Source organism: Streptomyces achromogenes subsp. achromogenes (assembly GCF_000720835.1).
In the GTDB taxonomy this organism is placed as follows: domain Bacteria; phylum Actinomycetota; class Actinomycetes; order Streptomycetales; family Streptomycetaceae; genus Streptomyces; species Streptomyces achromogenes.
Genome location: NZ_JODT01000030.1, coordinates 1 through 11776, shown reverse-complemented (window position 1 = coordinate 11776; position 11776 = coordinate 1). Strand labels below are relative to the sequence as shown.

Genomic DNA, 11776 nt, shown 5'->3' with positions numbered 1-11776 from the left:
GATGGCCTCCCCGCTCGCCTGGCTCGACCGCTCCGGCGACCACCTGCTCTTCTACACCCGGGCCCTGCTGTGGATCCCGCGCGCCCTGCGCCGCTACCTCAAGGAGGTCCAGCGTCTGCTCGCCGAGGTCGCCTTCGGCACCGGGGGGCTCGGTGTCATCGGCGGCACCATCGGCGTGATGATCGCGATGACCCTGTTCACCGGGACCGTCGTCGGACTCCAGGGGTACGCGGCCCTCGACCAGATCGGCACCGCCGCGTTCACCGGATTCGTCTCCGCCTACTTCAACACCCGCGAGATCGCCCCCCTCGTCGCCGGACTCGCCCTCTCCGCGACCGTCGGCGCGGGTTTCACCGCGCAGCTCGGCGCCATGCGCATCAACGAGGAGGTCGACGCCCTCGAAGGCATGGGCATCCGCTCCATGCCCTACCTCGTCACCACCCGCGTCATCGCCGGGGTCGTCGCCATCATCCCCCTCTACGCGATCGGCCTGCTCTCCTCCTACGTCGCCTCCCGCTTGGTCACCGTCCTGTTCAACGGCCAGTCCCGGGGCACGTACGACCACTACTTCAACCTGTTCCTCTCCCCGACGGACGTGCTCCTGTCCGTGCTGAAGGTGCTGATCTTCAGCGTGATGGTGATCCTCGCCCACTGCTACTACGGCTACCGCGCCACCGGCGGCCCGGCCGGCGTCGGCGTCGCCGTGGGCCGGTCCGTACGCAACGCCATCGTGCTGATCAGCGTCACCGACTTCTTCCTGTCGCTCGCCCTGTGGGGCGCGACCACGACCGTGAAGGTGGCGGGGTGAGATGAGCCGACCACGAGGCGACACGCTGCGCCGCCGCCTGGCCGGCGTGGTGTTCCTGCTGGTGCCCGCCCTGCTGATCTGGCTGGCCGTCGCCGTCTACGACAAGAAGTTCACCGACTCCGCCCCGGTGGTCGTCGAGACCGGCAGCGTCGGCAACGAGATGCACCTGGGCGCCGAGGTCAAACTGCGCGGCGTCGTCGTCGGCGAGGTCCGCGCCATCCACGCCACCGGCGACGGCGCCCGGCTCACCCTCGCCCTGAAACCCGGCGCCCTCGGCCGGGTCCCCTCCGACGTGCGCGCGCAGATGCTGCCGACCACGCTGTTCGGCGAACGGTACGTCGCCCTCGTCCCGTCCGCGCGTCCCTCGCCCCGGCCGCTGGCCGCCGGTGCCGTCATCCCGCAGGACCGCTCCGCGAACGCCGTGGAACTCCAGCAGGTCCTCGACCACGTGCTGCCGATGCTCACCGCGGTCCAGCCGCACAAGCTCTCCGCCACCCTCTCCGCCGTCTCCCAGGCCCTGGAGGGCCGCGGCGACCGGCTCGGCTCCACCCTCACCCGGCTCGACGCGCACCTGCGCCGGTTCAACCCCCAGCTGCCCACGCTCAACCGCGACCTCAAGGAACTGGTGAAGGTCAGCCATGTCTACGCGGACGCCGCCCCCGACATCCTCACCGCGCTCACCGACTTCACCACCACCAGCGGCACCCTCGCCGAGCAGGAGGCCGAACTCGCCGGCACCTTCGGCGCCACCACCAGGACGGCCGAGGACATGACCGCCTTCCTCCAGCAGAACGCGCGGAACATCATCCATCTGAGCGCTGCCGGGCGGCCCACCCTCCAACTGCTCGCCGAGTATTCCCCGTCCTTCCCCTGCACCCTGCGCACCCTCGCCGAGTTCGTGCCCGCCATGGACAAGGCGCTCGGCAAGGGCACCGACCGGCCCGGCCTCCACGTCGACGTCACCGCCGTGCCCTCGCGCGGCGCCTACCGCCCCGGCCGCGACACCCCGGTCTACGGCTCCGGGGGCGGCCCCCGCTGCCCCTCCGTGCCCTACCTCGGCACCGCCGCGGAACCCGCCGTGACGGCGTACCCGAAGACCGGCGCGGGGCTCGGCCCGGCCAACACCCCGCAGGAGAACGACCTCCTCAACGAACTGCTGGCCCCCGCCGCCGGCCGGTCCCCCGGCGAGCTGCCCGACTGGAGCAGCCTGCTGGCCGGCCCGGCCTACCGGGGCACGGAGGTGACCCTCGGATGACCGTCCCGGACCCCGCGCACACCCGGCGGCGCTCCCTGGCCGGGCCGCTGCTGAAGTCGCTCGCCTTCGTGCTGGTGACCGGCCTCGCCACCGCCGTGCTCGGCCTCAGCGTCGCCGACACCGGCATCGGCGGCGGCACCACCACCTACCGTGCGCTGTTCACCGACGTCACCGGCCTGGACGAGGGCGCCGGGGTACGGATCTCCGGGGTGAAGGTCGGTGAGGTGACCGATGTGCGGGTCGTCCACCGCCGCACCGCGCAGGTCACCTTCACCGTCCGCGCAGACCGCCGGCTGCCGCGGTCGGCCACCGCCGCCGTGAAGTACCTCAACATGGTCGGCCAGCGCTACCTGGCCCTCGACCGCGGCACCGGCGACCTCACCGGCACCCTCGAACCCGGCGACACCATCCCGCTGGAGCGCACCACCCCCGCCCTGGACCTGACCCTGCTCTTCAACGGGTTCAAGCCGCTGTTCGAAGGACTCTCCCCGAAGGACGTCAACGCACTCGCCGGTTCCATCGTCCAGGTGCTGCAGGGCGAGGGCGCCACCGTCGACAGCCTGATCCGCCACATCGGCTCGCTCAGCACCACCGTCGCCGCCAAGGACAAGGTCATCGGAGAGGTCGTCGCGAACCTCGGCACCGTCCTGCGCACCCTCAACGCACGCGAGGCCGGCTTCGACGACCTGGTCGCCACCCTGCGGTCCCTCGTCACCGGCTTCAACGACGACCGCAAACCCCTCGGCGAGGCCGTCCAGGCCATGGGCGAGCTGACCACCGTCACCGCCGGGCTCCTCCAGGACGGCCGCGCGCCCCTGAAGAAGGACATCCGCGAACTGGGCCGGCTGTCGACGGGCCTCGCCGGACACACCCCGCAGATCGAGGACTTCCTCGACCGCAGCCCCGCCAAGATGTCCGCCCTGGCCCGGCTCTCCTCCTACGGATCGTGGTTCAACCTCTACCTGTGCGAGGCACGGGTGAGCAACGTGACCACCTCCGACGGCTCGAAGGCGCCGACCGGTATCGCGCTCACCGAATCGAGGTGCCGCGGATGAGACCCTTCGCACGGCGCGGTGGCACCGGCCGGCCGGGCACGCCCCGGCGCCCGCGCTTCACGCCGCTCAGGGAACGGGACCCCCGCGTCGTCGGCGTCGTCGGACTGCTCGCCCTCGCCCTGCTCGCCCTCCTCGTCCTCCGGCTGGACCGGCTGCCGTTCGGCGGCGGCACCGCCTACAGCGCCGACTTCTCCGAGGCGGCCGGGCTCGACCGGGGCGACGAGGTGCGCATCGCCGGCGTGAAGGTCGGGGAGGTCACCGGCGTCGCCCTCGACGGCCCCAAGGTCAGGGTCGGCTTCGAGGTCGAGGACGCCTGGATCGGCGACCGGACGACCGCGGCCATCGCCATCAAGACCGTCCTCGGCGACAAGTACCTGGCGCTCGACCCGCTCGGCGCCGCCCGCCAGGACCCCGGCAGCCGCATCCCGCTGTCCCGCACCACCTCCCCGTACGACGTGTCCCAGGCGTTGCAGGACCTCGGCGGCACCATCGACGCCCTCGACACCCGGCAGCTCGCGGACAGCTTCGAGACCATCTCCAAGACCTTCGCGAACTCCCCGCCCCATGTGCGCAAAGCCGCCGACGGCCTGTCCGCGCTGTCGAAGTCCGTCTCCCGGCGCGACACCGAACTCGCCGAACTCCTGCGCGGCAGCGCCCGGTTCACCCAGACACTGAAGGACAAGAAGTCCAGTTTCGAGATCCTCCTGCGGGACGGCGGCTCCCTGCTCGGTGAGCTGCGCGACCGCCGCGACGCCATCCAGGCACTGCTCGAGGGAAGCCGGGACCTCGGCACCCAGCTCGGCGGTCTCGTCGACGACAACGACCGGCAGCTGGGCCCCACCCTCAAGGCGCTCGGCCGGGTCACCACCGTCCTGGAGAAGAACAGCGCCCAGCTCGGCAAGACCCTCGCGCTGGCCGGCCCGTACTACCGGCTCGTCGGCAACACCCTGGGCAACGGCCGCTGGTTCGACAGCTATCTGTGCGGTGTCGTCCCCCGCGCCTATCTGCCCGAGACGTCCCGGCCCTCGACCGGCTGCGTGCCGCCGAAGCAGCGCACCACGGCCGAGGGGAAAGGTCAGCGATGAGCACCCGCCGCACACTCCTCGCCTGCGCGCTCGCCCTGACGGTGCTGGTCGCCGCCGGGCTCGCCGCCGTACGGGTCCTCGGCTCCGACGGCACCCGCCTCACCGCTTACTTCGACCGCGCCGTCGGCATCTACGCCGGGTCCGACCTCAGGATCCTCGGCGTACGGGTCGGTGAGGTGGAGTCGGTACGGCCGCAGGGCACCACGGTACGGGTCGGCCTCCGGCTCGACGAGGGCGTCAAGGTGCCCGACGGCGCCCGGGCCGTCGTCGTCGCACCGAGCGTCGTCTCCGACCGGTATGTGCAGCTCACCCCCGCCTACCGGGACGGCCCCGCCCTCGCCGACGGCGCCGTGCTGCCCGCCGCCCGCAACCGCACCCCCGTCGAGATAGACCAGCTCTACGACTCGGTCACCGAACTCGGCCGGGCGCTCGGCCCGGACGGCGCCAACTCCACCGGCGCGCTGTCCGGCCTGCTGCGCACCGGGGCGGCCAACCTCCACGGCAACGGCGAGGCCATCGGCGACAGCATCGAGCAGTTCGGCAAGGCGGCCAAGACCCTCGACGGCAGCAGCGACGACCTGTTCGACACGCTGAGCCGGCTCCAGGTCTTCACCACCATGCTCAAGGACAAGGACGACGACGTGCGCACCGCCCAGGAACGCCTGGCCGAGGTCGTCGGCTTCTTCGCCGACAACAAGGACGACCTCGCGGGCGCCCTGGAGGAACTCGGCACCGCCCTCGGCCAGGTCAAGACCTTCATCGAGGACAACCGGGGCGCGCTGAAGGAGAACGTGGACCGGCTCGTCCCGCTCACCCGGACGCTCGTCGAGCAGCGGGCCTCGCTCGCCGAGGCCCTGGACGTGGCACCGCTCGCCGCGGGCAACGTGGTGAACGCCTACAACCCCGACACCCGCACCCTGGACGGCCGGGCCAACCTCAACGAGATCAGCCTGGGCGGCCCGCTGCTGCCGCTGTACCCGACGGACGGCATCACGGCATCCGGGAAGGGAGAGCGATGAAGCTGCTCACCCGGCCCGCCGACCGGGCGGCCGAGACGGTCCCGAGACGGCCGCGCACCAAGCGGGGCGCGGCACGCCTCGCCGCCGGCGGACTGCTCGCCGCCGGCCTGGCCCTGGCCCTCGGCGCGGTCACCCTCGGGGTGGCGCGCTTCGACGGCATCCAGGAACTGCCGCTGCCCGGCGGCGCCGATCTCGGCGACCACCCGTACACCGTCACCGCGGAACTGCGCGACGTGCTCAGCCTGGTGCCACAGGCGGCGGTGAAGGTCAACGACGTCGCCGTCGGCCGGGTCACCGGCATCGCACTCGACGGCTGGTCGGCCCGCGTCACCATGAAGATCAACGGCGCGGTACGGCTGCCCGCCGACGCCACCGCCCGGATCGAACAGTCCAGTCTGCTCGGCGAGAAGTACGTCCAGCTCGTGGCGCCCGCCCGGGAGACCGGCGCCGGGAGGCTGGCGGACGGCGCTGTCATCCCGGTCTCCCGCACCAGCCGCAACACCGAGGTCGAGGAGGTGTTCGGCGCGCTGTCCCTGCTGCTCAACGGCGGCGGCGTCAACCAGCTCAAGACCATCACCCGGGAATTGAACTCGGCGCTCGGCGGCCGTGAGGGCGAGGTCCGCTCCGTACTGAAACGGGTCGACACCCTGGTGACCGACCTGGACGACCACCGGGGCGACATCACCGACGCGCTCGACGCGGTCAACCGGCTCTCCGCGACCCTCGCCCAGCGCGAGGACGACGTCGCCACCGTCCTCACCGACCTCTCACCCGGACTGAAGACCCTCGACCGGCAACGCGGCTCGTTGCTGACCATGCTGCGCTCCCTCGACACGCTCTCCGAGGTCGCCGTCGCCACCATCGACGCGAGCAAGGACGACATGATCGCCGACCTCAGAGCCCTCGCACCCACCCTGAAGGCCCTCGCGGACGCGGGCACGGACCTGCCCGACTCGCTCCAGGTGCTGCTCACCTACCCGTTCACCGACGAGGTGCTGCGCGGGGTCAAGGGCGACTACCTCAACGTCTACCTGGAGATGACGGCGGCACCGGGAACACGGATCATCCCGCCGCTGGTGCCGCAGGGCACACCCTCCCCGACGGCGAGCGCGCGGCCCGGCACGACGGCCCGCGAAGGCACCGGCAAGGAACGCCGGCCCGCCCCCGCGCCCTCCTCGCCGCTGCCCCTGCCCGCCGTCTCCACCGCCGCCGCCACCGCAGCCGGCTCCGGGGCGCCCACGCCGGGAGGTGAACTCGGTTGATCACCCGCGCCGTCCGGCTGAAGAACCTCGCCTTCCTCCTCGTCGCCGTGCTCGCCTGCTCCTACCTCGGCATCCGCTACGCCGACCTCGGCCGGTACGCCGGCGTCGCCGACTACTACACGGTCGACGTGCACCTGCCGCGCACCGGCGGCCTGTTCACCCACTCCGACGTCACCTACCGGGGCGTCTCCGTGGGCCGCGTCGGCCCGATCGGCCTCACCGCGGACGGTGTCGTGGCCGAACTGCGCATCAAGAAGTCCGCCCCGCGCATCCCCGCCGACGCCCGTGCCGTGGTCGCCGGACTCTCCGCCGTCGGCGAGCAGTACATCGACCTGCGCCCACGCGGCGACGGCGGCCCCTACCTCGCCGACGGCGCCCGGATCGAACAGTCCGACACCCAGGTGCCCGCGCCCGTCACGGACGTACTGGCCAGCGTCGACGACCTGACCCGGTCCGTGCCGCTGGAGGACCTGCGCACGGTCGTGGACGAGTTCGGCAAGGCCTTCGAGGGGCACGGCGACGATCTCCAGGCGCTGCTCGACAGCGGTGACGCCTTCCTGCGGGCCGCCGACCGCAACCTGCCGTCCACCACCCGGCTCCTCGCCGACGGCGAGACCGTGCTGCGCACACAGGCCGAAGAGGCCCGCGCCATCCGGGACTTCGCCGTCGGAGCCAGGGAACTGGCCCGCACCCTCAAGGGCTCCGACGCGGACCTGCGCCGCCTGCTCGCCGCCGCGCCCGGGGCCGCCACCCAGGTCAGCGCAGTCCTGCGGGACCTCGACCCGAGCCTCGGCGTGGTCCTCGCCAACCTGCTCACCACCTCCGAGATCGCCGTCACCCGGCAGCGCGGCCTGGAGGAACTGCTCGTGAAGTACCCGGCGGCCGTGTCCGCCGGGGCCACCGCCGTCGACGGAGGGAAGCTGAACCTCGGCATGGCCGTCACCTTCTTCAAGCCCCTGCCCTGCACCGCCGGTTACGGCGCCACCCGCTACCGCAACGGACTCGACCTCGGCACCGCGCCCGCCCTCAACACCGGCGCCGCGTGCACCGCCTCCGCCGCGGCCGGGTACAACGTACGCGGCTCGGCGCACGCGCCCAAGGGCGGCCCGGTCCCCGACCCGGCGCGGCCCGGCTCCCTGCCCTCCGGCGGGACGGCGGCACCGACCGGCACCGCCACCCCGCTGCCCGGCGCCCTCGCCCTGCCCGGCCAGGACGGGGCGGCGCCGAAGGACCTGGCGGGGCTCCTGCTCCCCGGCCCCGGGAGCGCACGGTGAGGGGGGCGAGGCTGCTCGCGGGCGCCGGGCTCGCCCTGGCGGTCGGCTTCTGCGGGACCGGCGCGTGGACGTACGCGCAGGCCCGCACCGACGACGCGTCCGCCTACGGCCGGCAGCGGGACCGGGCGCTCGCCGAGGGCCGCGCGGGCGTCACCGTCCTCACCACGCTGGACGCCTCCACCCGGCAGCGGGCCGAGGCGGGCATCCAAGCCTGGCGCGCCGCGTCGACCGGGCCGCTGCGCGACGCACTGGGCCGCACGGAGCCGAAGGCGGGCGCCTCGGCCCGCGGCACGGTCACCGAGGCCGCCGTCACCGCGCTCGACGCCCGCGCCGGCACGGCCAAGCTCATCGCCACCGTCAGCGTCGAGGTCACCCCGGCGGGCACCAAGCGCCCGGCCACCGACCGCAAACGCCTGGAGGCCGTGCTGACCCGCACGGATGCGGGGGAGTGGAAGGTACGGGCCCTGAACGCGGTACCCCTCGCCGGGTACGGGGAGGACGACCGATGAGACTCACGCGCCCCCGGCGCGTCTCGGCACCGGCGCCCACGGGCCCCGTCACGGCCGACTCCACGGACGACGAGGCGGCGTTCGATACGCCCGCCACGGAAGCGGCGCGGCCGGAGCCCGGGATACCGGGGGGCGAGCCGGCCGGGTCCGGGACGACAGGGGCGCGCGCGGGCAGTCCGGCCGAGGCGGAGACGCGTTCCGGGCCGGAGCCCGCGACGCCTCTGGGGGAGGAGGCGGAAGCGGGCGGGCGTGTGTCCCGTCGGTCACCGGGTGGCCGGCCGCGCCGGGTCGCGGCGGCCGGGATCGTCGCCGTACTCCTCGCCGGCGGGTGCGGCTTCTCCTACGGCGCCCACCGGCTGAGGTCGGCGGAGGCCACCCGGAACCGCGCGCTCACCGACACCGAGGCCACCGCCCGGGTCGCGGGGGAGATCGACAACGCCCTCGCCCGCGTCTTCTCCTACACACCCGACGGCACCACGACCGCCGAGCGTTCCGCACGCACCCTGCTCGACGGCCGCGCGGCCCGCCAGTACCGGGAGCTGTTCGCCCGGATCCACGACGACCTCGCCGGTCAGCGGATCACCCTCAGCACCAAGGCCGTACGCACCGGCGTGATCGAACTCGACGGAGACCGCGCGCGCCTGCTGGTGTTCCTCGACCAGACCTCCCGCCGCGGTGACGGCAAGGCCACCACGGCCGCCGCCCAGCTCACCGTCACGGCGCGGCTGGTGAACGACCGCTGGCGGATCGTCGACATCAAGGCCCGCTGACCGTGCGCGAGAGACGGGAGAACCTCATGCCACGCGCCCCGCGTGTCCTCGCCGGGAAACGCCCCCGGCCCCTGACCGCCCTGTCCCTCACCCTGGCCCTCGTCGCGGCGGGCTTCGCGGCGTGGGCGGGTGAGGACTGGTACGCGGCGGCCCACGACGACCGGGCCGCGTACGCCGCGCAGCGGGACGAGGCGCTCGCCGCCGGGGAACAGGCCGTGCAGAACCTCAACACCCTCGACCACCGCGACCTGGACCGCGGTCTCGACCTGTGGGAGTCGTCCACCACCGGCGAGCTGCGCGAGCAACTGGCCTCGGGACGTGAGCGGTTCGCCGAGCAGGTGAAGGCGGCGAAGACGGTCACCACGGCCCGGGTGCTGTCGGGCGCGGTCACCGAACTCGACGACCGTGCCGGGCGGGCCCGGGTCCTGGTCGCCCTGCGCGTGACCGTCAAGGCGCCCGACGGGGCGAAGACCGAGAAGGACAGCCGGATGCTGGGTGAACTCACCCGCAGCAAGAGCCGGTGGCGGCTCAGCGCCCTGGGACAGGCGCCGGTGGGCGGCGCCTCGGCCGGCTGACCGTTTCGCCCGCGTACGCCGCCCGCACGAGAGGACACCGCACGATGTCGACGACCCGCCACCACATCAACCGCGAGCGGCGCCGCCAGTCGCGCGACACCCGGCCCGCCGCCTTCCCGGAGCAGCAGCCGAAACAGCTGAAAGAGCCGAAGCAGCAGAGGCAGCAGAGGCAGCAGAAGCAGTCCGAGCAGCCGGGGCCGCCCGAACCCACGGCACCCCGTACCCGTACCCATGCCACGGCCGTACGATCCCGGCCCGCGCGAACGGCAGTCAGCGCCCCGGACACGCCACGGGGCCGGACGACGGACGGCACCCCGCCCGCCGCCGGCCACCGCACCGCCCTCGCCCTCCTGTGCGCCCTCACCCTCCTCCTCGGCGGCTTCGCCGGCTGGGCGCACGCGAGGGCCGGGGCACTGCGGGACGACCCCGCGCTGCGCAACACCGCCCTGACCGACCTCGCCCGCACCAGCGAGATCAAGGGACAGGCCGCCAAAGCCGTCGACCGGCTCTTCTCCTACGACCACACCGACCCCGGCGCGCTCCGGAAGGCCACCGGGGACCTCCTCACCGGGAAGGCCGTCGCCCAGCACCGCGCCCTGCTCGCCGACGTCCGCAAGCGGGCCGACGCACAGAAGGCGGTGATCACCACGAAGGTCACCGACAGCGCGGTGGAACGCATCGACGGAGACCGGGCCCGGGTCCTGGTCTACGCCGACCAGAGCAGCGTCAGCACCTCCGGAACCCGCGGCAAACAGGACGAGGGCGTGTACGCGGGAGCGATGCTCGCCGTGGACGTCGTACTGCGCGACGGGCGGTGGCTCGTCTCCGGCATCGACACCTTCGGCCGCTGAGGACCACGCGACCACCCGACCACCCGACCACGCCATCGGGCGCGCGCCCGCGAAACCGACGACGACCACGGGAGTGACACCAGCGATGTCCTTGCGCCGCGTACGACGCCCGTTTCCCGGCCGGACCCGCAAGGGGCTGCGGAACACCGCCCTCGCCGTGACGGTCGTGGCGGCCCTCACCGCCTCCCAGGCACCCGGCCTCACCGCGCCGGTGAAGGACGCCCACGCGGCACCGCCGGCCGACGGGGAACACCGGCCGGCCGCGGACGCCCCGTACGCCGCACCCGTCCCGCCGGGCGACGGTTCGTACCACACCGAACTGCCGCCCCTGGCCGCGCGGTCCGGCGTGGTCTCCCCGGCCGTCCTGCGGGACACGCGCACCCAGTCCGGCATCCCGGCAACGGTGTTGCGCGCCTACCGCGCCGCCGAGACCTCGGTCGGCCGGACCGATCCCGGTTGCCGGCTGCCCTGGGAACTGCTCGCGGCGATCGGCAAGGTCGAATCCGGCCACGCGGGCGGCGGCGCCGTCGGCCCGGACGGCACCACCACGCGCCGGATCACCGGCCCGGCTCTGGACGGCCGTGGTTTCGCCCTGATCGGAGACACCGACGGAGGGTCTTACGACGGCGACCGGCGCTACGACCGCGCGGTGGGCCCGATGCAGTTCCTGCCCTCCACCTGGGCCCGCTGGGGCGCGGACGGCAACGGCGACGGCCGGGCCGACCCGGACAACGTCTTCGACGCGGCCCTGGCGGCCGGACGCTACCTGTGCGCGGGCGACCGCGGCCTGGGCCGGGACGCGGACCTGACCGAGGCGGTCCTCGGCTACAACCACTCGCGGGCCTACCTCGAACTGGTCAGGCGCTGGCTGGAGTTCTACAGCGGGGGAGTCCACGCCGTACCGGACGGCACCGGTGTGCCGCCGCGAAGCCCCGGCGCGGGCGGCGACACACCGGCGGTCGAGCCCGCCGACGGCGCGGACGGAAGCGGGGCGGACGGGGGCGGGGCGGGAGACGACGGCGGGGACATCATCGTCGGCCCGGACCCGACCCCGCCGTCCCGTCCCGGCCCGTCCCCCTCCGCTCCCTCGCCGACCCCTGCCCCGACACCCGCTTCCCCGGCCCCGAGCCCCTCCGCCCCGACGACACCCCCGACGACTCCGGAGCCCTCCCGGTCGCCCGGCGGGCAGCCGACGGGCAGCCCGTCGCCGTCCCCCTCACCGGACCCGACGGCCGAACCGAGCCCGTCGACCACCGAGCCGGCCCCCTGCGCCCCGGATCCCGCCACCCCGACCCCCACCCCCACCCCCACCC

At 73.9% G+C, this 11776-nt stretch carries 12 protein-coding genes; all 12 read left to right on the top strand.

The features are described from left to right. Position 1 precedes the first annotated feature (1 nt). Positions 2–808, top strand: coding sequence for an MlaE family ABC transporter permease (locus tag IH25_RS0127545; RefSeq protein ID WP_030616190.1), 807 nt, complete (start codon positions 2–4; stop codon positions 806–808). Position 809: 1 nt separating this feature from the next. Continuing rightward, the gene (locus IH25_RS0127540) at positions 810–2063 is read left to right on the top strand and encodes an MCE family protein (RefSeq protein ID WP_030616187.1); all 1254 of its coding nucleotides are present in this window, start codon (positions 810–812) and stop codon (positions 2061–2063) included. Beyond that, a complete protein-coding gene (locus IH25_RS0127535) occupies positions 2060–3118 on the top strand; it encodes an MCE family protein (RefSeq protein ID WP_030616184.1) in 1059 nt (352 codons plus the stop codon). Before IH25_RS0127540 ends, IH25_RS0127535 begins: the two co-directional genes overlap by 4 nt. Beyond that, positions 3115–4203, top strand: coding sequence for an MCE family protein (locus IH25_RS0127530; protein ID WP_030616183.1), 1089 nt, complete (start codon positions 3115–3117; stop codon positions 4201–4203). The genes IH25_RS0127535 and IH25_RS0127530 overlap by 4 nt, the downstream gene beginning before the upstream one ends. Continuing rightward, entirely contained in the window at positions 4200–5222 is a 1023-nt protein-coding gene (locus IH25_RS0127525; protein ID WP_030616180.1) for an MCE family protein, read from the top strand. The genes IH25_RS0127530 and IH25_RS0127525 overlap by 4 nt, the downstream gene beginning before the upstream one ends. Further along, positions 5219–6484: an MCE family protein gene (locus tag IH25_RS0127520; protein WP_078844439.1), complete on the top strand. Its 1266-nt coding sequence runs from the start codon at positions 5219–5221 to the stop codon at positions 6482–6484. The genes IH25_RS0127525 and IH25_RS0127520 overlap by 4 nt, the downstream gene beginning before the upstream one ends. Beyond that, positions 6481–7758: an MCE family protein gene (locus IH25_RS0127515; protein WP_030616175.1), complete on the top strand. Its 1278-nt coding sequence runs from the start codon at positions 6481–6483 to the stop codon at positions 7756–7758. Before IH25_RS0127520 ends, IH25_RS0127515 begins: the two co-directional genes overlap by 4 nt. Further along, positions 7755–8267, top strand: coding sequence for a hypothetical protein (locus tag IH25_RS0127510; protein ID WP_030616172.1), 513 nt, complete (start codon positions 7755–7757; stop codon positions 8265–8267). Before IH25_RS0127515 ends, IH25_RS0127510 begins: the two co-directional genes overlap by 4 nt. Beyond that, a complete protein-coding gene (locus tag IH25_RS0127505; RefSeq protein WP_245172897.1) occupies positions 8264–9037 on the top strand; it encodes a hypothetical protein in 774 nt (257 codons plus the stop codon). Before IH25_RS0127510 ends, IH25_RS0127505 begins: the two co-directional genes overlap by 4 nt. A 26-nt stretch (positions 9038–9063) precedes the next feature. Then, a complete protein-coding gene (locus tag IH25_RS0127500) occupies positions 9064–9612 on the top strand; it encodes a hypothetical protein (RefSeq protein ID WP_030616166.1) in 549 nt (182 codons plus the stop codon). Between the two features lie 44 nt (positions 9613–9656). Further along, entirely contained in the window at positions 9657–10463 is an 807-nt protein-coding gene (locus tag IH25_RS0127495) for a hypothetical protein (protein ID WP_030616163.1), read from the top strand. Between the two features lie 85 nt (positions 10464–10548). Beyond that, positions 10549–11776, top strand: a 1228-nt coding sequence (locus tag IH25_RS0127490) for a lytic transglycosylase domain-containing protein (protein WP_030616159.1), incomplete at its 3' end; no start/stop codon positions are given.